The 24,092-nt window shown below is 58.8% G+C and carries 13 protein-coding genes; 11 read left to right on the top strand and 2 right to left on the bottom strand.

Features of this window, described 5'->3' with window-relative positions:
• Entirely contained in the window at nt 1-774 is a 774-nt protein-coding gene (locus CKA38_RS01620) for an SGNH/GDSL hydrolase family protein (protein WP_161554656.1), read from the bottom strand.
• Between the two features lie 25 nt (nt 775-799).
• Nucleotides 800-1,528 carry a hypothetical protein gene (locus tag CKA38_RS01615; protein WP_108823937.1) on the bottom strand — a complete coding sequence of 243 codons (729 nt, stop codon included), beginning with the start codon at nt 1,526-1,528 and terminating at the stop codon, nt 800-802.
• A 350-nt stretch (nt 1,529-1,878) separates the two neighbouring features.
• Here CKA38_RS01615 and CKA38_RS01610 point away from each other — a divergent pair, with 350 nt between their 5' ends.
• The 11 genes from CKA38_RS01610 to CKA38_RS01560 all read left to right on the top strand — a co-directional run bounded on the left by CKA38_RS01610 (nt 1,879) and on the right by CKA38_RS01560 (nt 24,058).
• Complete coding sequence (locus tag CKA38_RS01610; protein WP_108823936.1) at nt 1,879-4,386, top strand: beta-mannosidase; 2,508 nt, start codon at nt 1,879-1,881, stop codon at nt 4,384-4,386.
• A gap of 79 nt (nt 4,387-4,465) precedes the next feature.
• Nucleotides 4,466-6,310, top strand: coding sequence for an FAD-dependent oxidoreductase (locus CKA38_RS01605; RefSeq protein ID WP_236919096.1), 1,845 nt, complete (start codon nt 4,466-4,468; stop codon nt 6,308-6,310).
• A 66-nt stretch (nt 6,311-6,376) separates the two neighbouring features.
• Nucleotides 6,377-9,310, top strand: a complete 2,934-nt coding sequence (locus CKA38_RS01600; RefSeq protein WP_108823934.1) for an alpha/beta hydrolase family protein — start codon at nt 6,377-6,379, stop codon at nt 9,308-9,310.
• Nucleotides 9,211-11,610, top strand: coding sequence for a hypothetical protein (locus tag CKA38_RS01595; protein ID WP_108823933.1), 2,400 nt, complete (start codon nt 9,211-9,213; stop codon nt 11,608-11,610). Before CKA38_RS01600 ends, CKA38_RS01595 begins: the two co-directional genes overlap by 100 nt.
• Before the next feature lie 72 nt (nt 11,611-11,682).
• Nucleotides 11,683-15,936, top strand: a complete 4,254-nt coding sequence (locus CKA38_RS16160; protein WP_236919095.1) for a hypothetical protein — start codon at nt 11,683-11,685, stop codon at nt 15,934-15,936.
• Between the two features lie 13 nt (nt 15,937-15,949).
• Entirely contained in the window at nt 15,950-17,023 is a 1,074-nt protein-coding gene (locus tag CKA38_RS01585; RefSeq protein ID WP_108823932.1) for a Gfo/Idh/MocA family protein, read from the top strand.
• 23 nt (nt 17,024-17,046) lie between these two features.
• A complete protein-coding gene (locus tag CKA38_RS01580) occupies nt 17,047-19,068 on the top strand; it encodes a sodium:solute symporter family protein (RefSeq protein ID WP_108823931.1) in 2,022 nt (673 codons plus the stop codon).
• Nucleotides 19,069-19,088: 20 nt separating this feature from the next.
• Nucleotides 19,089-20,075: a hydroxyacid dehydrogenase gene (locus CKA38_RS01575; protein ID WP_108823930.1), complete on the top strand. Its 987-nt coding sequence runs from the start codon at nt 19,089-19,091 to the stop codon at nt 20,073-20,075.
• Nucleotides 20,072-20,920, top strand: a complete 849-nt coding sequence (locus CKA38_RS01570) for a sugar phosphate isomerase/epimerase family protein (RefSeq protein WP_108823929.1) — start codon at nt 20,072-20,074, stop codon at nt 20,918-20,920. The genes CKA38_RS01575 and CKA38_RS01570 overlap by 4 nt, the downstream gene beginning before the upstream one ends.
• 1 nt (nt 20,921) lies before the next feature.
• Nucleotides 20,922-22,946, top strand: a complete 2,025-nt coding sequence (locus CKA38_RS01565; RefSeq protein ID WP_108823928.1) for an alpha-amylase family protein — start codon at nt 20,922-20,924, stop codon at nt 22,944-22,946.
• A 17-nt stretch (nt 22,947-22,963) separates the two neighbouring features.
• Nucleotides 22,964-24,058 (top strand): uroporphyrinogen decarboxylase family protein, encoded by a 1,095-nt coding sequence (locus CKA38_RS01560; RefSeq protein WP_108823927.1) that lies wholly within the window; start codon nt 22,964-22,966, stop codon nt 24,056-24,058.
• Nucleotides 24,059-24,092 lie beyond the last annotated feature (34 nt).

Here is a 24,092-nt window from a genome sequence, read left to right as displayed (position 1 = left end):
TTAGGGTTCATCGTTCGGGCAACCAAAAGAAGCGCATCCAGTCAGCGCTTTTTTAATTTCCGGAAATGTGATTGCCGACGAGCCTTCGGGTGTGGGATGCGTGCCGTCGCGCAGATATTTTTTATATAATTCCGGATCGGCCTCGCGCAGTTTTATCCAATTTTTATAATGATCGACCAGGAGCAGATTATATTTTTTCGCCACTTGCACATATCCCTCGTAATAGGCGGCGAGCCCGGGGCGCGAGGTGGCCGAGACGCCGCTGCCGTTTGGCGAATTCCAAACCGGGTTCATGGTTTGAATGATAATTTCAGCGCCGGGCAGGGCATTTTGAATCCGCTCAATCATGGCGGCGAGGTTTGCCTTGCTCTTCTCCACAGTGATTCCGTAGTCGGGATGCTTGGGGGAATAGTTCGGGCCTTCGTAGGCGTCGTTTATCGCAAATTCTATGATGACGGTGTTCGGATTGAATTTGATGACCTTGCTTTGAAGGTTGTTGAGCCCCGTCTGGGAGGCCTGCCCGGAAAGGCCGCTTTTGTGGACGGTGGCGCGCGCCTTGCCCGCGGGATCGAGCGTGTTCAGCCATTTTCCCAAGTCGGCAACCCACTGGCCCGTGGCCGTGAGGCTCGTCCCGAAACAAACGACGGTTTGGTCTTTTCCCGCCTTGAGATTGTCCACCAGCTTGGACGCGCGCGCGTGGACGGGTGACATGAAGGCGGCAATGATGACAATCAACGCAAAAACAAAGCCGGCATTTTCCGAATGTGCTCTCATATAATTGAAACGCGTTGTCATGATATTATTTGGAGCGGGCGACGGAGGCGTCGAAATTGTTTATAACAAAATCGCCTTTTCCGTTTTGGGCCGCGTATCGGAATCCGATTTCAAATGTGGTCAGCGGTTTTCCGACCTCGGTCATTCTGTAACTCGCCGAATGCACCTGCACGCCGGCGCCGTTTGAAACGGCCAGCGTCATGACGCCTTTTTTGTCCTTGATTCCGTAAGTGAAGCGAAGCGTCGCTTTTTCCCCAAGCTCAAGGCCGGGGGCGGAGAAGCCTTTCGCCTTTGAAATGCCGCCCGCGCCGCTGGTCAGTGGCGCGGCGTTTGTTACGAAACGGAGCAGGTCGTCATTCCCGGTGTTGTCTATATTATAGAGAGCGAGGTAACCTTTGTTTTCATTTTTCGGATCGATTATATATATGCCAAGTGACGAGCGGGGCGTGCCCGCCGAGAAGCCAATTTCCACGCTCAGCGTTTCGCCTTCCGACACAGTGAAGGTTGTTTGGGCGGGTTTCGACGCATCCGCCGCGGACTTGGCGTGCGCATACGCGCCGGAGGCAACCGGCGATATCCTCATGCTCTTGGAGGATGAATCCCATTTCCAAGCGGTGTTTCCGCTTTTTTTCATTTCGCGGAAGTTGGCGGAGAAAACATTTTCCGAGTCGAATGTGAACGCGTGCGCCGTGGAACAGATTAGCGCGAGTGCGACAGCGGGCAGGCAGGAGCGGAGCGAATGGACAAATGACATGATCAGATGTGATTTTCAGGGTTTCGGGTGCAAGCGGGTAAAGTTACGGCGGGAAAGTTTCCCCGGCAACCGCCTTTCCGCAACAGGAGGCTCACTTGATCGTTAAATGTTTTTTCGGCGCGCTCCCTCCCCGCGCATGCCCTGAAAGCCCGGGCTTTCATCGGGCGGCATCGGGCGGGATTTGGTTAACGATCAAGTCACTGGCATGTTGCCGGGGCGACTTGCATGCGGATTTTTTGTGCCCATGGCTACCTCAATCCCCTTCGCCTTGCCCTTGCACTCCAAGCCCTCATGTTTCTGAAGGCAGCCCCCTGTTTTTCGCGATCCCTTGGCAAAACTTTTTCTTTCTTATGATAAAACAATCACTCACCGGTTCCTCTTGGCAGTTCCGCGAATGCGGTCAGTCCCCGAAATGGCTTCCCGCAACAGTGCCGGGTTGCGTTCACAAGGATTTGCTCAATCAAAAGCGCATTCCCGACCCGTTTTGGGGGACGAACGAATTGCAGTTGCAGTGGATCGAGGAGCGCGATTGGGAGTATCGCCTGCAATTCACCGCCACCGATGCGCTCCTGCGCGAGGAGGTGCGGGAGCTGGTTGCGGAAGGCGTGGACACCGTGGCGCGCGTGTTTTTGAACGGATGCGAGGTGGGGCGCACGGACAACATGTTCACCGGCTATCGCTGGGACATCACCCCGCTCTTGCGCAAGGGACGCAATGAGCTGCGCGTCGTTTTCACGAGCGCATTAAAATACATTCGCGCAAACCAGTCGCGGTTCAAGGCGCCGGTGGAATTCAGCGATCCGGTGGGCGGCCACACATTGCTGCGCAAGCAGCCGTGCCAGTTTGGCTGGGATTGGGGTCCGCGCCTTGTCACGTGCGGGGTGTGGCTGCCGATTTACATCGAGGCGTGGTCGGGCAACCGCATCGAGCATGTGCGTGTTTCGCAAACCCACTATTCCAAGCGCGATGTTTCGCTCGTTTTTAAACCGCAAATGCGGCGCGCCGAGCGAGGGCTCGTCTTTAAGGTGTCGGTCGGCCTTGATGGGCGCGAAATCACGATGGCTGAAACCATGTCCGGGAGCGGCACTTTCGAGGTTCCCATTTCCGATCCGCAACTTTGGTGGCCCGCCGGCCTCGGCGCGCAGCCGCTATACGATGTGACGGTGACCGCGCATTCCTCGACCGGCGAGCCGCGCGGCGAATGGAAACGGCGCATCGGGCTGCGCACGCTCGCGCTTGAGCGCAAGCCCGACCAGTGGGGCGAGTCGTTCCGCTTTGTCGTCAATGGCAGGCCGGTTTTCATGAAGGGCGCAAACTGGATTCCGGCGGACAGTTTTGTGGGCGGCCTTGACCGCGAGCGTTATGCGCGTGATGTGCGCGCGGCCGCTGCGGCAAACTTCAACTGTCTTCGTGTCTGGGGTGGCGGCATTTATGAGAGCGAGGATTTTTATGATCTTTGCGATGAGCTCGGCCTGATGGTCTGGCAGGATTTTATGTTCGCCTGCACACTGCCGCCCGGCGACGCGCCGTTTCTCAAAAACGTCGAGGCCGAGGCCCGCCATCAAGTGCGCCGCCTGCACCATCGCGCGTGCGTGGCGCTTTTTTGCGGCAACAATGAAATGGCGCAAATTAACGGCGCGCTTCAAAAGCCAAAATACCGCCGTCCGTATGAAAAACTTTTCCACAAGCTGCTGCCGAAAGTCGTGCGCGAGGAAAGCGGGTTCGACTACTGGCCGACCTCGCAGTGGCGCGGCGATTGGAAATATGGAAACAGCGACGAGGCCGGCGAGCAGCGCGGCGACACGCACTACTGGGCGGTGTGGCACGGCCGCAATCCGGTCAAGGATTACGAGAAATGGAAATTCCGCTTTGTGGCCGAATACGGGATGCAAAGCTTCAGCTCGCCAAAAGTGCAGGCGACGTATTGCACGCCCGACGACAATAATGTTTTCGGGCCCGTCGTCGAAAACCACCAGAAGAACCGCGCGGGAAACCAGATCATTCTCGACTATGTTTCGCGCCGCTACCGTTTCCCAAAAAACCAGGATGCGCTCATCTATCTCTCGCAGTTGAACCAGGCATACAGCATGCAGGTCGCCGTCGAGCATCATCGCCGGCTGACACCGCGTTGCATGGGCACGATTTACTGGCAGCTCAACGACTGCTGGCCTGTCGCGTCGTGGAGTTCCATCGAATACACCGGAAACTGGAAAACGCTGCACTATTACGCCCGCCGCTTTTTCGCGCCCGCGCTCGTGACCGCGCATGTGCCCGGCGATGAATACACGGTCAACGGGAACTACCGCCGCACCACGGTTGACAAGGTGCATATCCACACGGTTTGCGATGCCGTCGAAAAACAAGGCGCAACCATCGTCTGGGAGTTGCATCACATCGACGGGCGCGTGCTCGACAGCGGACACAAAAACGCGGTGCTTCGTTACGGCGAATCAAAACGTCAGCACACGCTGGACATGCGCAAGCCCATGCAAACTTACGGACGCGACAACCTCCTCATCCGGCTCTCACTGGTTATCGATGGTGTGAGTGTGAGCGAAAACACGGTGTTCCTGGCCCCGCCGCGTTTCATTCCGCTCCAAAAGGCAAACACTCGCGTGCAGGTCAAGCGCGGCGGCGCGGACAACCGGTTCGCCCTCACCTTTGCCTCGGATGTGTTTCAGCATTGCTTCCAGTTTGACCTCGCGGGGATGGATTATTCCGCGTCGGACAACTGTTTCGATTTATACGCAAAACAATCCAGGACGGTCGAGATCACGCTCAACAAACCCGCGCAGGCGACGGTGGCGGAAATCACAAAGGCCCTTGGTTTTTACTCCCTGGTGGACAGCTATAAATAATATTTATATAAATATGAAATCACAGAATGACGCACGGCCTTCCGGCATAAAATTATATATAACACTGTTTTTCGCGCTCATGATCGCGCCACTGGGATGTTTCGCGGCGGTTGATGACTACGATGTTGTCATCGTTGGTGGAACTCCCAGCGGCATCGCCGCGTCCATCGCCGCCGCCCGCAACGGGCACAGCGCGATTCTTCTTGAGCGCACCACGCACATCGGCGGACTCATGGCGAACGGTTTGGGCGCCACGGATATCGGCACGCGCGGCGCCACGCTCGGCATTTTCGGCGATTATATAAAACGGGTTCGCGAATATTATAAAACAACCTACGGCCCCGGGGCGCCGCAGGTGGAGGATTGCAGCGACGGTTATCATTTTGAGCCGTCCATCGCCGCCAAGATACTGGCGGAAATGCTTGCCGAGCATCCCACGATCACAGTGCGCGTGATGCGGCAGTTCGACGCGCTCCCCGAAAATGTAACGCTGGAAAACGGACGGGTCACCGCCATTCGCATTCTCAACCGCGAGACAGGCGCGACCGAGCAAATACGCGGCAAGGTCTTCATTGACGCGACTTACGAGGGCGATCTCGCCGCCGCCGCGGGCGCGCCCTATCGTGTCGGGCGCGAAGGCCGCTCCGAATACAACGAGCCCATGGCCGGGCGCATTTATCGCGCATGGCGCGCGGAGAAACTCGCGCCCGGATCGAGCGGACTCGGCGACAATGCCGTGCAAGCCTACAACTACCGCCTGCCGCTCACGCGTGTTGCCGAAAATCGCGTGCCCATCGAGAAACCTTCAAATTACAATCGCGACGAATACGTTTCCCTGATCGAGGATTTCCGTCTCAACCGCGAGGCGGCTGTCACGCCGCCGCATCCCGACCGCGCGCGCACGCTCGTGCGTGTCGTTAATGTCACCATGATGCCCAACGGCAAAATCGACGGCAACAATCACCATTGCTCATTTATTTCCACCGACCTGCCCGAGGAAAACTGGCCGTGGCCGACATCCGACTGGGCGTGGCGCGACACGTTCGCGAAGCGTTTGCGCGACTACACGCTCGGCTTCCTTTGGTTCTGCCAAAACGACGCCGAGCTGCCCGCCGATTTTCGCGCCGAGTGTTCCGCCTGGGGCCTCGCTCGCGACGAGTTTACGGACAACGGCAATTTTCCCCGTCAGGTTTATGTGCGCGAGGGCCGTCGCGTCATGGGCGAGTATCTCTTCACATCGCATGACGCCACGCCCGTTGCTCCCGGCGCGCGTCCGCCTCTGCACCTCGACAGCGTCACGGCCAGCCACTACTGGCTCGACTCGCACGCCGTGCGCAAGCGCGAGCCGGGCCGTCCGCATCTCGACGGATTTTTCTCCGAGGAATCCGCGCCCTACACCGTTCCCTATCGCATCATCGTTCCGAAAAACGTGGACGGTTTGCTCGTGCCCGTGGCCGCGTCCGCGACGCACATCGGCCTGAGCACGCTTCGCATGGAGCCCTGCTGGATGGCGCTCGGCGAGGCGGCGGGCGCGGCGGCGGCGCAATCCATCGCCGGTGGCAAACCGCTGCGAAAGATCGACACGCTAAAATTGCAGCACGAGCTTTTGCGGCGCGGTGTCGTTTTGATTTACTACCGCGACTTCGCGCCCGGAAATGCCGGCTACGAGGCGGCGCAGCTTCTCGGCCTTCGCGGTGCGATCTCCGGGTGGAATGTGAATCCCGGCGAGTTGATCGACGCAAAAACGGCCGCGTCGTGGCGCAAAACACTCGGCTTAAAAGCGTCCTCGCCCGGAAAGAAAAAGATCACCCGCGGGAGTATCTCGCCACCCTGTGGAATGAGGCAGGCGGCGCGGCGCGATAAAATGGAGCGGCGGCATTCCTGTCGCCGATCGAGGCCGACAGGCCTCGCACCTGAATTATAACACACCAAAAGGGCGGCGGGACGGCGCGCCCCTCCTTTGGCGCGCGCTCCCACGGATATCATTTTTATGAAACACACACGCTTCCTTTCCCCGTTCATCATAATGCTGGCGCTCGCCTTCGCGCCGTCCGCGTTTTCCCGCACGGAGTTGTTTTCGATTCCCGACGCGAAGGACAATCCGTTTGAAATTACGGTTCTATCCCGCGCGGACAAAGGCGATGCCATCCTGGAGGAAATCATGTTCAACGGGCCCCCTTTCAATGGCGCGCCCACGCGCATTTACGCGTGGCTTGCCTATCCAAAGCGCGAGGGAAAATATCCGGGCGTCGTGCGTTTGCACGGCGCGGGGCTCAAGCAGGCGCTTACCTCCGAGGCGGCGGTGGAGTATGCGCAGGCGGGTTATGTTTGCCTTTGCATCGACTGGGCCGGACGGGAGGAGGGTGGGGTGAAGCGGCCCGACCCGCGCTCCGATTTTAATGCGTTTGGCCGCATCGCGCAGCCGACGCTCGGCAAGGACGGCAAGCCGGTTGCGGGCCGTTTCAATCTGGCTGACCCGGCGGCTGACACAATTACCAACGGCGTGCGTTTTGTCCGGAGGTCATTGCAGTTTTTGCGCGCGCGGCCGGACGTTGATTCGACGAAGTTATGCCTCTCGGCGATGTCGGCGGGGGCGCACCTTTCGCTGCTCACACTGGCGGTGGAGCCCGACGTGAAAGCGGCCGCGCTCAAATACGGCAGCGGATTTGTGCGCGAATTGAACTGGGGCGGTTATTTTGGCCGGCTCGGACTCGGCGAGCGCGACGCGGCGGCGCGATGGCTTTCGGTGCTGGATCCGAAGCACGGACTCGCGGACATCAAGACGCCGACTCTGTTGCTGTCGGGCACGGATGATATTTTTTTCTTCATGCCCGCGGTGCTCGCCACTTGGCGCGCGATGACCGCGCCCAAGGCGCTGTTGATGCTGCCAAACGACAATCACTCGAAAGTGAGCAACGAGACAATTCCCCGGCAGTGGTTTGAATCCGTGATGCGCGGCAAGCCTGCATGGCCGCGCGCGCAAAAAATGTCCGCGGAAAACAGGGACGGGGCGCTTGTGTTGTCGGCCCGTTGTGATGGTGAAATTGAGCGGGCGGTTTTTTGGTGCAAACGCATGCCGCGGGCTGCGTTCAAATACGGACGTGCGCGAAAGCCCGATGAAACCGTGCCGTGGAGTGAGATCGCCGCGCGGCGGGAACGCGACGGCGCGTGGACGGCCACAATCGCGCCTCCTGCGCCGGACGAGCAGGTGCTCGCGTATTGCATGTTTGAGACGGCGGATGGGGTGCGTGAAAGCAGCGACACGGTTGAGCTCCCGGCGATGCCGAAATGGGGCCGTGATTTACAACCCGCGGCGCAGGCGGCGGACGGCATCCGGAGGGCCGCGGTGTCGTTTGACCGTTGCCAACTGGATGATGACAACAAGCGCGAATGGATTCGCGAGGCGGGAAATCTGTCGGGTCGCACGGGCGAAAATCAAGGACGCAATGTGTCCGGTTGGGTCGAATACGATTTCGAGATCGCGCGCTCCGGCTGGCATTGCCTGAAAGTGTCTCACGACGGGACCGGTCACGAGTTTCTTGTGGACGGAAAAACACGTTTTTACGGGCGCGGCCCGGCAATCGGCGGCTTGTGGCTTGATGCCGGGACGCACACGTTGCGCTTGGAGCGGTTTCATTGGAAAGGGTTCGCGCCAATCACGGAATGGACAATGACGCGCACTCCCGACGAAGCTCCGGCGCGGGAGCGTTTTCAGGTCAGTGTTGCCAATCGGCACAACGCGCTTCGTTTGGGCGAGGCGGTGCTGCTTGATGTGGCGCACGCGCCTTTTTGGAATGCGGAGGAGTTGGAATTCAGGCTTGTCGAAATTGACACGGGAATTGAGGGCGGCTCGGCAAGGCTGGCGCTTTCTTCGAAGGGGCCGGCGCGTGTCGAAGTGCGGTGCGAACGCGAGGGCGTTTTCCGGCTGGTGTGCTTGATGGCCGGCGGTGAGATTCCCCTTCGCGGCGTTATTCCCTCAAGTTTTATCGTGGTGAACACGACGCGAGTGGAGGCGGACAAGACCGCGCGTGAGCCGGCCAAAACACTGGTTGCCGAGATTGATTGCGTGACGCGCGAGCCGGATTTTTTTCGCGGAGGCGACACGCGCGTGGTGCAAAAAAGCTGGGGCGCCTATCGCGAGTCGGGCGATGTCGGTTACCTGCAACACATGAACGCGACGGAGCCGAGCTGGTTTGCCTACGCATTTCGCGTGGACGATCCGGACGCGACCTACTGGATGGAGTTTGATTATCCGGACGATGCCAGGCGGACGTTTGTCGTGGTGCCCCGCAGCGGCAATCCGCAACGCTACGCGGGACCGGCGACGGGGCCGGATTGCGGAAGGGAGTTTTCACTGGGCAATCGCATGCGGACAATGGGGCTGTATTTCTGGCCGCTGCACACGGATCTGCGGGCGATGGTCATGCAACCGCAGGACGGAATGCGCGCCGCCGTATCCAAAATTCGGATATACAAGCTCGACGAAAATCCCGCGCCCCTCCCCGTTGCGGAAAAACACGGGCGCGATTTTATCCATTGGTATGAGGAGGGATTGAGTTACGCGGGATTTTTTGGCGGCGACAGCGCAAAGGCGTCGGCGACGTATGTGTCGTCGGAAAACTGGGCGCGCACGATGTCTCACATGGGTGCGAGCATGCTTTTGCCCACGATCGCCATCTACCAGATGACGATGTATCCGGGCCGTTACAACCTGACTTACGCGGATTCCGGCACGGACGACGCCGTGCGCGTTCTGGAACTGATGTGCGAAAAATACGGACTCAAATTCGCCGGCGAATTTCATCCCGATGCGCGACAGCTCAGGTGGGCTTCGGCGCGGCGGGGGACTCGCGGACGATTTATCAGATCAACCGCCACGGCAAAACCAGGCAGGGGCGGAGCGATCCGCTTTTCGATTTTCTGAATCCGGAGGTCGAGCGTTTTGTGCTCGGCATGCTCGGCGAGTATGCGGAGCGCTACTCGGATTCCCTCGCCTTTGCGGGCGCGTCGCTTCGCGTCATGTCGTGGCAAAATACGGGCTTCGGAAATTTTGGCAATATCGACTGGGGGTATGGCGACGACACGATTGCCTGTTTCGAGCGGGAGACTGGAATCAAGGTGCCCGTAAACAACGACGATCCCGACCGCCATGAGCGGCGTTTTGCCTGGCTCACGGGCGGGCACAGGGACGCGTGGATGGCGTGGCGCTGCCGGAAGGCGTCGGATTTTTTTGCAAAGGTGCGCGATGCGCTTCGTCATCACGCGCCGGGCGCCAGGCTCATGCTCGCATGCTCCCTGCCGATTCATGAAATGGCGGAGCACGGCATCGACCCGGGCGAAATCGCGCGGCTCGACGGCGTCGATTTTGTCCATCTGGCGGGCTACGGGCGTCGCAAGACCGAGGCGGTTGACCAGCGGGCCCGGGACGCCTCGCTGAGTCCGGCTTCGCTGCGCATGGTGGCGCCGGCGGGCGCACCGGCGCGGATGCTGACGACGATGTCCTATTTCGAGGCCAGCAACAAGGTCGCGCCGCCCGCGGATTTGGGCTATCCCGCGAACACACGGCACGGGTGGATTTCGGGCGCGGTGAATCCGGCGGGGGCGCATTATCTGGAGCGTTTTGCGCTTCGGGTTGCCGAATGCGACGCGCTTGCGCTCGGCGATGGCGGCAACGGTTACTCGCTCGGACAGCCTGCGTTGAGGACGTTTCTTCGGGAATACCGCTCGCTTCCGGCGATGCCCTTCACGCCTCGCCCGGATGCGTGCGATCCGGTTGCGGTTTGGGAGCGTCGCGATGGCGGGCGCTTTCTCTTTTATGCCGTCAACCGCGAGCGTTTTCCGGTCGCAATCACTGTTCGTTTTGCCGCGCCGGTGACACTCACACGCCTTGCAACGGGTGAACCCGTATTTCGAAATGCGGACGAGTTTACCGTGCAACTCGCTCCATATGAGCTGCGCACTTTCGCGGCGGAGGGCACCGCGTGCATTCAGAAAATAATCACAACTGTTCCGGAGACCGCGCTTGCGCATGCGCGCGAGATGACGGCGTGGCTTTCGCGACTGGCGCGGGATGTCGGGCAAGGCCGGGCGGGGAATGGATTGACCGACGCCCAAAGGGCACGCTTGCGCGAGGCCGATGAAGAAGCCCGGGTGGCGCTCGAACAGGGGCGACTGTGGCGCGCGCGAACTTTGCAGGAAGCCCAGGAGTTGCGGGAGATTTACGCGGAGTGCGGGCACGTTCCGCCGCTGCTCGATGACAATGGTGTTTTGAGCATTCCGCATGATGCGGTGTCCGGCCCGGCGTTGCTTGAGCGCGCGAGCGGGTCTGTGATTTCGCTGGTCGAATCCGAATCACTGGAGCCGGATTGGGCGGGGCAGCGGGTTGTTGTTTCACGGAGCGGTGTTGCGGAATTTGAACTAACCGTGCCCGCCGACGGGCGCTATCGTTTGCAAATGGGTTATGTTGCCGGTGGCGGGTTTTCAAGTTCCCGGCTGTTGGTGGATGGCGCGCCGTGTGGTTTTTTGGAAACGGAGAGCGGGGCGCCACGAGGGCGGCTGGCAGTGACGGAGCACCCGGTTCGATTGTCAAAGGGTGCGCATCGTGTTTCGCTGGCGCCTGATGACGGGGAAAAACAAGGCGTGCTTTTTCTCCAGGCAACGCCCGTTTATGAAGACATCGTCGCGAATCAGTGGATGCTTGCCGGGCCTTTTCCCGCGGTGCAAAAAAATGTGACGGGCGCCGAAGCGTCCGCCGCGATGGCGCGGGCGATGAGGAGTCGCGCTTTCGCACCTGAGGTCGAGCGTGATTTTAGCGCGGTGCTTGATGACGGCGCGGGCGCGCAGCTCAAATGGCGCCGGGGCCAAGGTGCGCGCGATTTTGTCGATTTGCAGGTGCTGGGCGGCGAGCCCGCGAGCAGCATCAGTTACGCGGTCACCCATGTTATTGCGCCCGCGGCGTGCGAGGTGCGGATTGCCTACTCGGTGGATTATTTCGCGCGACTTTGGATCAACGGCGAAATCGTGGAGGATTATTATCATCCGGCGGGATTGCCGCTGAAGCGTCAGAAGACCCGCATCGTCCGGTTGCGTCCGGGCGCGAACGAAATCATGCTCAAGGTCGCCGCCGGTTCTATGGGAAACGGATTCTGGTTTTCCGTGAACAATCCTGGCGATTTGCGTTACGGGGCGATGGCGGGCGAAAGTGGCGAATATGCTGTTGAATGACCCTGCGGACTTAACGATAAACCGAAGCCCCCCTTGCGGGTGATTTCCCGGCCTATTGCATTTGTTTCAACGATGAATCCCTTTCGCCCCGTTCGTTATCTGCTTTTGTGGATGGTGCCTCTTGCCTTTTTTGGCGTGTGCGCCATCGCGCAAACTGGGGAAGCGTCGTTCCGCATCGAGCGCAGCGTGAGTGATCCCGATCATGGCAGGGTGTCGTTTCCCACGAATTGGAGCGATCCCGGCGCCGGGCCGACACAGGCGAATCGCGTCGAGGCGAGTTACGATTTTACCGTGCCGCGTGATGGCTGGTATGTGCTTTCACTTCAGCATTTGCCGTCGCTCGCGCGCGAGGTGTTTGTCGACGGGCGGCGGGTTTCGCTTTTTTTCGGCGGCAGCATCAAGTCGGTTGCCGAATGGGCCGATGCGTCGAAACAGCGCGGGGAGCCCGACCCGGAATGGACAAAGGTCGCGAATCTCCGACTCGGCGCGGGCAGGCACACGGTAAGTTTCAAGCGCGTCGGGCGCATGGCGTTTCCGGCGGGGTTTGCGCGCTCGTGGCGTGTCGAGGAGGCGGGGACCGCCGCGCAGGATCGCGTTGAGGCGCGGATCATGAGCAGGCGCGAACTGCGAAAGGGCGAGTCGCTTTGGCTGCGCGTCACCGGCGGCGGTGACAATGTCGCCGCCAGCTACGACATCCATCGTGTCAACGAGCTTACGCGCGCGGAAACAAAGATCGCCACGCTCGAGTTTCCCGCCGCGGAGGATTATTCGGTCAGGGATATTGAGATTCCGTGCGACAAGGAGGGTGTGTTTTGCCTTGTGGCAAAAACCGGCGGGCGCGTGCTCTCGCAGCAGGAATTTGTCGAGAGTGCGTATTTTGTCATTGATACGGAGCCTGTCGCGCAGCCCGCGTCCGCTGTTGTTTCGGAGACGGCGCGCACGCTTGTTTATGATATCGACTGCGTGGCAAACACCGTCAACGGAGCGCCTGTCCGGCCCGGTGAAAATTATTGGGAGGCCAACGGCGAGACGCGCGTGGTAACGATTCCCGCGGGGCGTTATCGCGAAAGCAACAACGGCCTTGGTCCCGCGGTGGCGGCGCACCCCGCTGCGCTTGCTGAAAACTTTTCCGGGTTTTCGTATTTGCTCGAAAACATCGAGCCGGGAAAGCCCTTCGTGATCGAGATCGAGCATCCCGACGACGACTGGCGCTCCGTGTGCGTGTCGATTGTTGATATTTATGAAAAGGGCGGGGCGGGGAAAAAAATGCGCGGCTACCTGCCGCCGACTTTTGGTTACGAGACCGGCGGTTATCTGCCGCTTTCAAACAAAATGCTCACAGAGAAAGTCATGTTCTGGCCGAACGGCGGCGATGTGAACCTCGGGATTGTGAGCAGTCGCATCGGCAAGCGGGCCGCCGCCGCGCGAATCCGCGTGTATCGTGTCGATGGCGACTTGCCCGCGCTCGGAATCAACGGCCGGGGACGATTCGTCGGCATGTGGATGGAGGAGCACGAGCGCTGGCACACACACTTCAACACGCCCCCGAATCTGCCCGCGCATGCGCGCGATTTTATCGGACTCAAGCGCACCATGCAGTGGCTCGCGCACACGGGCACGAACGCCTTCTGGCCCACCGTCGTCGCCTACCAGCAAGCCACCTACGACTCACCGGTTCTCGACGGATATTTGCTCAAGCACTACAACCTCCCGCGCATTAGCGCGCTGCTTTGCGAAAAATACGGACTCAGTTATGTGGCGGAAATATTTCTGGCGCGCCTGCGCTACTTCAACGAAACGGTGATGCGCGCCGGCGTGGAAAATCCCGATGATCTCTACACGCGCACTTGGTGGGGATTCAGCACGAGCACCGCCGCGACATCCGGCGGCGCGTCCGAGGGCACCTGGCCGAACTGGAACATCCTGCATCCGCATGTGCAAAACATGATGATTTCCATCTACGGCGAGCTGGCCGATGCGCTTGCCGACACGCGCTCGTTTGCGGGCATGTCGGGGCGTCTCGATCCGTGGCAGTGGGACGGACTCTACGCCATTTCCAGCCTGAACTGGGGATACGAGGATTGGACCGTGCGCGAGTTTGAGAAGGACACCGGCATCAAGGTTCCCGCGGGCGATGATCCCGAAAAACGTTTTGAGGCTCGATATCGTTTTCTCACGAATCCGGAAAACAAGGCGGGGTGGATCGCGTGGCGCTCGGCGCGCCTGACCGATTATTTGCAACGTCTCGTCGCCCGCATTCGCGCCAGAAGTCCCGACCTCACACTTTTTCTTTGCGGTGACGGCCGGCAGGACGAAAACCACGCGCCCAGCATTCCAGCGGATGTGCGCGAGCGTTTTTCCGAAATGGGTTTCGATCTCGAAATGCTCGCGCGCATGCCGGGCATCGCGATTGTTCCGGCTACATCATACGGGCGCGGAAAAACATTCACATATCTTGCCGATCAAAAAGCGTATGATCGTTTTCAAACTCCGGAGAATCTAAAAATCGGATACAACATGACGCGGGCCGCGGCCATGGGCGGCGCGTATCAGGAATGGGGGCCGCAATTTCCCCTCGCCAAATTGGGTGCGCCGCTGCCGCGCTGGCATTATTGCTCGTCGTCTGCCCCGGCGGGAATCAACGCGCTCGAGCCGCTTGCGGTCATACTTGCCGGGCAGGACACGATGATGATGCGCGACGGCGGTTATCCGCTGCTTTTCGGCCAGCGCGATTTTTATATAAACTGGATGCGCGCGTTTGCCAGCCTGCCGCGCAAGCCCTTTGAGCCGCTGCCCTTCGCGCGCGATCCCGCCGCCGCGTGGCAGCGCGTGGAGCCGGACAAGACGCTGTTCTACGTCGTCAACCGCGAGCGTTACGCGGTGGAAATGGCTCTTGATATAAGCGGCGCGCGGGAGGTCTGCGGCTTGGGGCGCGATGAAAAAATAACAATCGAAAACGGGCGGCTCCCGCTCGCGCTGGCTCCGTTTGAGCTGCGCGCCTTTGAGGCGCCGGCGGGGGCTTCAATCACAGGCGCGACCACCAGCGTGCCGGACGGTGAAATCGACTTTGTCAAACGGCGTTTGACGTTTGCGAAAAAACTGCTCGCGGAAATCGAGTCGGGCGTGTTCGCGACCTCGTTTTCCGGTGATGAAAAAGCGCAGTTCCGACTCGGCGTGGATGCCGCCGCCGCGGCGCTGGGATCGAAATCCTATTGGCGCGCGCGCACGCTGCTTTCGTCCGCGCGCATGATGTCCGTTTATGAAAAGACGGGACGCTATCCGGAGCGCCAGGTCGAGACGCGTTTTCCGGACTTGTTGGAGAATTTACGCGCGGAACGTTTCGATCCCGACGATCCATTTTTGGACGCGGAGGCACTATTTAATTTGCGTGTGGTTTCGGCGGGCATTGACGCGCAATTTGCCGACACCGAGACATTCAATCCGGAGTGGCGTTTCGGAAAAGTCGTGCGCGCCGGTGATGCGGGCGTGATCGAGTTCGATTTGGAGGCACCCGCCGCGAGTTATTACCAGTTGTCGCTGGGGCATGTGTCCATGGTTCCCGGCGAACTCATTGTCTCGCTTGGGGGGACGCGTCTTTCCGTTTGCGCGAGGACAAACGTCGCCGGCAGCCCGGAGAAAACCATTTTCCCCGCTGTGCTTCTCCCGTCGGGCAAAACGCGCCTGCGGATCGAGCGCGCTTCCACTAACGGGGAAATGAGCGGTGCCTTTGGCATTTATGCCGCGAAGCTCGTTCCGCGTTTGCGCCCGCTCAATACCGCAAGCTGGGCCGTCGCCGCGCCTTTTGACGGATTTTGGAAAAATAATGCCATGACCGATGCCAACGTGAAACGAGGCATGGAAACCGCTTATGGTCCCGAGGCTGAAAATGCGGGAGGGGAGCGCATGGTGTTTCGGAATGAGAAAAATCAGGAAATCCGCTGGAGGCGCACAACCGAAATTGTGGGCACGCACGAGGATGCCGGGGTGAACTTTGCCACGCGCGCGGGCCTGACGGGATTTGGCATCGGTTATGCGCAGACATTTATCGAAAGCCCCGGCGATCGGGATGTGTTGATCTACATAGGCTCCGACTGGTGGGCCAACGCCTGGCTGAACGGCGAGCTGTTGAAGCCTGCTGGAAACTTAAAAACACAGCAAAACACCGGCGCGTATTTCAACGCATGGAAACCGTGTCCGGTTTCCGTAAAACTGAGGAAGGGCGTGAACCGTCTGGTGGTGAAAAACCAGGGCGGCTCCATGTATAGCTGGTTCACTTGTTATATTACCGACGCGGGCGAATTGAATATTTCGCCCTTGGCCCGTTGACACTTTAATATTTATGAAAAACAAAATCCGATTCGGACTTTACGGCTGCAACATGTATCGCACGCGCGATCTCATGGAGGCCGCCGCCGTGGCGGCGGGTGATGTCGTGCGGATTGCCGCGTGTTATGACATCGACCAGTCCAAGGCGCGTTTTGCCGCTGAAAAATATGGCGGCCGCGCATTTGAGTCCGAGGCCGAGTTTCTGGCATGCCCCGATGTGGATGTCGTCTTGATAAGTCTGCCCCCGTTTTTGCATGCCGATGCCTTTGCAAAGGCCGCGCAGGCCGGGAAGGATGTGTATTTGGAAAAGCCGGTCTGCGTGAGCCAGGAGGGCAGGGCGAAAATACTCGCTGCCCATAAAAAGCACCCCGTGCGTTGTTACGTCGGGCTTTCGTATCGCTATGTCACGCCCTATCGCAAGGTGGCGGAAATCCTCCGCCGCCCCGAGGCGGGGCGCATTCTTGGCGTGCATCACCACTGGCTCACGCCCGAGCGCAAGACGCCGATTGATCCCTCGCAATACGGCTGGCGCCAGCGACTCGAACAATCCGGCGGCGAACTTTTGCAACATTGCTGCCATGTGTTTGACTGGCTCTGGTGGCTGGGCGGCGCGATGGATTCGGTGACCGCCACGGCTTACACGCCGCCCGGCGTGCCGCTGCCTCACGAGGAGCGCGAGCTGAACGCCGCCTTTTTGTATAAAAAAGGCGGCATGGCTGTTTTCGCATTGTCGCAAAACAGTCATCAATACGTGCAGCGCGGAACCGTGCATGCCGAGGGGCTTGGCATCCAGTATCAATGGGGCAAGGACACCTTTGTGCGTGTGTATAAGGATCGCGCGCGCGCCGCCGAGGAAACCTATGAGTGGTCGCTCGGCCCTGAATTGGGCGACGGCGGCGAGATTGATCGCAATTCCGCGCAAATGAAGGATTTCATTGACGCATGGCTCGCGGGCGGGCCGATGCCGGTCGGCATCGAGGATGGCATTCGCGCCTACGATTACACATGCGCGATTCGGGAAAGCTATCGCTCGGGGCATCGCGTCAATCTGGCGGGCGCCGGCTGTGACGGTTTCAAATTTGATTAATAAACATACAGGGGAATATTTTCATGAATCTAAGCATATACGACATACTGATCATTTTTGTGCCGCTGGCGTTTGTCCTGGGCATTTCCGTTTATCTTAAACGATACATGCACAGCGTGGCGGATTTTCTTGCCGCCAATCGTTGCGCCGGGCGTTATTTGATTTGCACCGCGCTTGCCGAGACGGGCTCCAGCGTGATGTTGCTGATCACGGCGCTGGAAGTCTTTTCCAGAACGGGGTTCTCCCTGAATTTCTGGAACACGTCGCGCGACATCATATTCTTCTTTATCGCGATATTCGGGCTGGTGGTTTACCGGTTTCGCGAAACGCGCGCGCTTACCTTTCATCAATTCTTCGAGATGCGCTACAGCAGGGGGCTCCGGGTCTTTGCCAGCTTTCTCGCCGTATTTTCCGGAATATTAAACTTCGGCGTGCAGCCCGCCGTTGGGGCTCGCTTTTTTGTCTATTTTTGCAATTTGCCAAACACTGTGACGATAGGCTCGTTTAGCATGCCGACATTCGTCATCATCATGTTGGTTCTGATGGCGATATCGCTCTATTTCGCGCTCAGCGGGGGACAGATCAGCGTGATGATCACGGATTGTATCGAGGGCGTGATATCGGGATTCTTTTATATCGTGGTGGCCATTTTTATTATAGGCACCATTTCGGTCACGCAGATGCGCGAAGCGCTTACATCGGGCGCGCCGGGAGCGTCGTTTGTCGATCCGTTCGAGATTAGCGGGCGGTCGGATTTTAACGGTATTTATATTCTGCTTAGCATTGGCATGAGTTTATACTATTACCGTGGCACGGCGTGGCAGCAGGGTTTTGCCGCGGCGGCGAAAACCGCGCACGAGGGGCGCATGGCCCAGATACTCGGAAACTGGCGCGGTTATTGTTACATCGCCATGAGCGTGCTCATTTCCATAGCGGCGTTCACGGTGCTGCATCATGCGGACTTTTCGAAAGAGCAGGCAATGGTGCAGGCGGGGCTTGATACAATCGACTATCCGCAATTGCGCACGCAGATGAGCATGCCGATGGCGCTGGGAGCGTTTCTCGCACCGGGCGTGAAGGGCTGCCTTTTGGCGATCTTGCTGTTTGGTTTGCTGGCCGCGCAGGGCGTGCAATTGCACGGGCACGGCTCGACCATTCTCCAGGATGTCATCATGCCCATGCGCAAAAAACCGTTTGCGCCGAAGGAGCATGTGCGCTGGCTCAGGATAACCGTGTTTTGCGTGGCCGCGTTTGCGTGCACGTTCAGCATTTTGTTCAAGCCGGTTGATTATCTTGTCATGATTGTCGCCCTGATCGGGGCGATCTACCTGGGCGGCATCGGATTTGTGGTGTGGGGAGGCTTGTATTGGAAACGCGGCACCAATGCGGGCGCGTGGACGGCGATGAGCATCGGCGCGGGCCTCGGTGTATTCTTCAATATCATGCAGCAGTTCTGGAAACCGCTGGCCAAGTGGGCGGCGGGCATGGCCCAGCCGGGAGGAACCATCGCGGAGTTTTTCGCGGCAAATCCGGAGCACTGTCCGTTGAATGGAATCCACCTCTCGGCAATCACGGCGGCTGTCGCGGGCTCGAGTTATATAATCGTGTCACTCATCACCTGCCGGCATCCTTTTAATCTGGAAAAGATGCTGCACCGCGGAAAATACAAGCTGGAGGAACCCAATGTGGTCGAGAAACCGGTGCGCAAAAACTGGCTTACCAAACTTCTTAATATAGATGAGAACTTCACGCGCGGCGACAAGGCGATCACGATCGGCGTGGTGGGCTGGACGCTCGGCCTGAACCTGCTCGCCGTGGGCATTTTGCTGTGGACATTGTTCGTCGGGCGCCTGTCCGAGGACTGGTGGTTCAACTACGCCATGATCACGTCCGTGTGGATCAGTTTTGTTTTGGCGATATTCACGACACTGTGGTTTACCGTCGGCGTGTGGAAGGACCTGCGGAGTCTCTTCCGCCAGTTGAAGCTGGCGAAGCGCGTGGATACCGACGACGGCACCGTGATGAAGGATGATGCTGACAAATAAGACGCAATTTTTTCTGCCAAATGAAACCAAAAATCGGAGTGATAATTCACAAGCCCTTGCGCGAGGACTTATTTGATGAAGCCTCGTGGCGGCGTCTGCATGAGATTGGCGATGTCACGGCCACCGGGGCGATGGAGCCAGTATCCGTGGCCGAGGCGGCGGATGTGTTGCGCGGCTGTGATATCGCAGTTGGCTCGTGGTGGGCCCCCGCGCCTTCTGCCGCGTTATTTTCGGCCGCGCCCAATCTCCGGTTTTGGGAGCATGTCGGCGGCAGCGTGAAACACTTTTTCGCCGAGGACTGGGGCGGGCATGAATTGACAGTCGCGTCATGCAAGGGCGCGATCGCCGAATGCGTGGCGGAGATGGTCGTGGGCGAGTTGATTGTCGGCCTGCGCCGCATCATTCCCAATGCCCGGGCGAACCGGCGGGGGCCCGCGGAAAGACCGGCGGGCATGAAGGTTTTGTCAGCCTGCCGGGTCGGCGTAATCGGGGCTTCGGAAGTCGGCAAACTGGTCATGGAATACTTGCGCCCGTTTGGCTGCGCGATTGATTTGTATGATCCGTATATAAAGCCGGACGAGGCCGAGGAACGCGGCGCGCGGCTTGTTCGTGATCTCATGGAGCTTTGCCAAAACGCCGATGCCGTGACGCTGCACACTCCGGTGCTTCCCTCGACGCACGGATTGCTTGGCGAAAAGCATTTCAAGGCCATGCGCGATGACACTGTTTTTATCAACACGTCGCGCGGGGAGTGCATCGATGAAAATGCGCTTATACGGGAGCTTGAAAAAGAGCGCCTTTGGGCGTTCCTGGATGTTTCCAATCCGGAGCCCGCGGCGGCGGACAGCCCGTTGCGCGCCTTGCCAAATGTATATTATACTTCGCACCTGGCCGGCCCCGCCACGTATAATATGGGAAGGCGGGCGGTGGCGGACATAGAGGCTTTTCTTTCCGGAAAACCGCCACAGTGCGTGGTGACCCGGGACATGCTGGAGCGCATTGCATGAAAATCACATTCTCGATTTATCCGAAATTTTTTCGCCCGCTCGACAGGATGGAGCTTGCCGGGCTCATACACGATTGCGGACTGGACGCGGTGAACCTCGTCATACGCGAAGGCTATTGGTGCGAGCCCGCGACAATGGAGCGCGATGTGCGCGCCTTCACCCGCTTCATGCGCGGTGAGGGGATCGACGTGCGATTCGCAACCGTTGGCTGGACATTGGAGGAGGTCGAAAAAAATCCGGACTGGTTGCGCATTCTGAGTGAAAACGGGATCGCTGAGTTTCGGATGGCCTACTTTGAGCCGGCGCCGGGCGAGACGCTTCCCGCCCTTGATGAGGCGCGCCGCGTGATGGAGCGAATGACGGAGCTTTGTATAAAAAACAATATTCGCGTCATCTATCAGGTTCATCACACCAAGTTGATATCCACGGCATCGGCGGCGTGGGATCTTGTGCGGGGTTTGCCCCCGTCGGCGGTCGGCGTGGAGCTTGATCCGGGCAATCAGTCGTTCGAGGGATTTGAGGAGTGGCAAAAATCCGTGTCACTGCTCGGCGATTACCTAAAGGCGTATGGCATAAAGGACACGAAGCTCGCGCGAGACGCCTCGCGTTTCAACGAGCCGGACAAGGGCTGGGCGCGCGATTGGTGCTCTGCCGAGGAGGGGGTCGTGAACTGGCACGAGGTGACAAGGCCGCTGGCGCGCCGCCGCTGGTCGGGGACGTTTGTATTCATGCCGTTTTATCATGAGCATGATATTGTGTTGCAGGCGCGGGTTCTTAAACGGGAGGTAAAATATATAAGAAACATAGTCGCCGCCGAGACCGCCGCGGCGGGGGAGAATTTTTAATATGAAGCCACACTCATTGCGTTTCAGACAAGTGCATTTGGATTTCCACACATCCCCGGCGATTCCGGGCATAGGCTCGCGTTTCGACAAGAAGCGCTGGCAGGATTGCCTGCGGGAGGCCGCGGTGGACTCGATCACGCTGTTTTCAAAATGCCATCATGGCTGGAGTTATCATCCGACAAAAGTGGGGCGCATGCATCCCGGCCTGTCGTTCGATCTGCTTCGCGCCCAATACGACGCGTGCAAGGAAATCGGCATCAACGTCCCCGTCTATCTGTCCGCGGGCCTGGACAATGTAATGTCGCACGAGCATCCCGAGTGGAGGGAGCTGGACGCCGACGGGCGCGTGATTGGCGCGCCGCCGCTGAAGGCCGGATTCCATAAGATGGATTTTCTTTCTCCATACCTCGACTACCTGTGCGCGCAAATTGAGGAGGCCGTGCGGTTGTTTCCTGATTGCGACGGAATATTTCTCGATATCGTTTCCCCGTTTCCGGGATGTTCGCGCTGGGCGCTTGATTATATGAAGGCGGCCGGCCTTGATCCACGCAATGAGGAGGATCGCAAACTGTGCGCGGAGGCGGCGGGGCGCATTTATTGTGAGAAGACCAATGCCGCCGCACGCATTCTTCGGGCGGGCATGCCGGTGTTTCATAATTCCGGACACATTCCCCGCGGGCGTCGCGATGTGATACGTTATCAGAGTCATCTGGAGCTTGAGTCCCTGCCAACCGGGGGCTGGGGATATGATCACTTTCCCGAAAGCGCCTCCTACGTGGCGCAGCTCGGCCTGCCGTATCTCGGAATGACGGGAAAGTTTCACACGACATGGGGTGAGTTCGGCGGGCTCAAGCATCCCAACGCGCTCAAATACGAATGCGCCGCGATGCTGGCTTTTGGCGCGCGGTGCAGTGTCGGCGATCAGCTTCATCCGGATGGCGATCTCGATGCCAGCACCTATGAGATCATTGGCAACGCCTACCGCGATGTGCGTGCCAAGGAGGCTTGGTGCGCGGATGCGGCGCCCGTTGCGCAAATCGCGATTTTATCAAGTGAATCCGAGCATCCCGGCACCACGCGGCACAACGCGCCCGATACGGGAGCGACGCGCGTATTGCTGGAGGAGCATCATGCGTTTGTCATGGTTGACCGCGAAAGCGACTGGTCGTCCTATGATATTGTGATTTTCCCCGATGATATTCGGCTCGATGAGCAGCTGGAGAAAAAGACGCGGGCGTATCTTGGGGCGGGTGGAAAACTTTTCCTCACGGGCGAGAGCGGTTTGCGCGCGGATGGCGGCGGGTTTGCCCTCGACATCGGCGCGGAGTGGATGGGCGCAAGTGAATATAGTCCGGAGTATATTTTGCCGCGTTCGGATTTGAGGCCCGATTATGTCAAAACACCTTTTGTTGTATATGCCCGCTCACAGCGAATCAAACCGGCTTCGGGGAGCGGTCTCGGTGATATATACGAACCTTATTTCAACCGCACTTTTGAGCATTTTTGCAGTCACCAGCACGCGCCCGGGCGTCGCGAACCGTCGGGTTTCGCGGCCGGCTCGCACAAGGGAAACATCCTCTATCTTGCGCACGCGGCCTTCACCGGCTATCGCGCCCACGGGCAGGTTGTATACAGACAGTTTATTGGCGCTTGTTTGCGCTTGCTTTTGAATGGGGCGGACTTGGTCAAAACAAACCTGCCCTCAACCGGACGGGTGACCGTTACGCGTCAAGAGGCGCAAAACAGAAATGTTGTTCATCTTCTGTATGCGAACACTGTCGGTCGTGGCGGTGCGCTCAAGCTGGACGGCGGCAATGCCAACATAGCGGGCGGAAACATAGAAATAATTGAGGATATCGTTCCGTTGTATAATGTGGAGCTCTCGCTCCGTATGAAAGAAAAGCCCGCCAAGGTGACGCTTGAGCCCCAGGGCGAAGCATTGCCGTTCGATACTGAGGACGGGGAACGGATTCGGGTGACCGTCCCCCGGTTGGAGTGTCATCAAATGGTGGTGTTTCAGCAGTAAATTAAGCCGGCAAATTCATGGGTATGAATGCCAGGGAACGATTTCTTAATACGCTCAACTATCAATGCGTTGACCGGCGGCCCTGCTATCTTGCATGGGCGTGGTTTGACACACTCGCCCGCTGGCGGCGCGAGGGATTGCCCGCGGACGTGACGGATGTTCACGAACATCTCGGCGTCAGCGAATATGGCTACAAGATGTGCAACATCACACCGGCGGCGGGCGTTTTTCCCGATTATCCGGTGCAAACCCTGCGCGAGGACGAGCAGTTTGTCTATCGCACCGACCGCTACGGGCGCACCGTGAAGGAATTCAAGGATCACTCTTCATTTCCGGAATGGCTGGAGTTTCCCGTGAAAACAGGCGCGGACTTGCGCCGCCTGATGGACGAGCATTTCGACGTGGAAAATCTGGACGCGCGTTTTCCCTCCGACTGGCTCGGACAAATCCGCGCCGCCGGGGAGCGGGGTGACATCATCATGATCGACGGCGGTTGTTATTATTGGACACTGCGCTCAATCGCCGGAATAGACGGGGCCGCCTATTTGCTTTACGACGAGCCGGAGTTGGTGGGCGAGCTGTTCGAGCGTTACAATACCGTGGTCATGGAGGGATTGCGCCGCGCGGTGCAAGTGACTCAAATTGATATAATCGGTTTCGGCGAGGATTTCGCATTTAAAAACGGCCCGCTGATTTCCCCCGCCATGTTTCGCCAAATGATATTGCCGCACTATAAGAAGGCGATGGATTTTGCGCATTCCCATAATATTCATCTGACGTGGCATGACAGTGACGGTGATTGCCGGCTCCTCCTTCCCGACATGCTTTCCGTTGGGGTGAACAGCACATGCCCCTGCGAGGTTGCCTCGGGCATGGATCCTGTCGATCTGCGCCGGCAATTCGGGCGCGATTTGCGCATCGGTGGCGGTTTCGACAAGCGCATCATCCCGCAAGGGCGGCGCGCGATGGCGGCGGAGTTTGCGCGCCTGCGCCCCGTGATCGAGGAGGGCGGCTATATCCCCGGCATAGATCACTCCATCCCTGCGGACATATCTTATGATTGTTATCGTGAATATATTGATGAGCTGATAAATGCGACTGCATGGGTTTGAGTAATTATTCAATGTAAATTATATATAGTATGTC

This window comes from Ereboglobus luteus (assembly GCF_003096195.1).
GTDB classification, from domain to species: Bacteria; Verrucomicrobiota; Verrucomicrobiia; order Opitutales; family Opitutaceae; genus Ereboglobus; species Ereboglobus luteus.
This window is presented reverse-complemented; position numbering and strand designations above follow the sequence as displayed.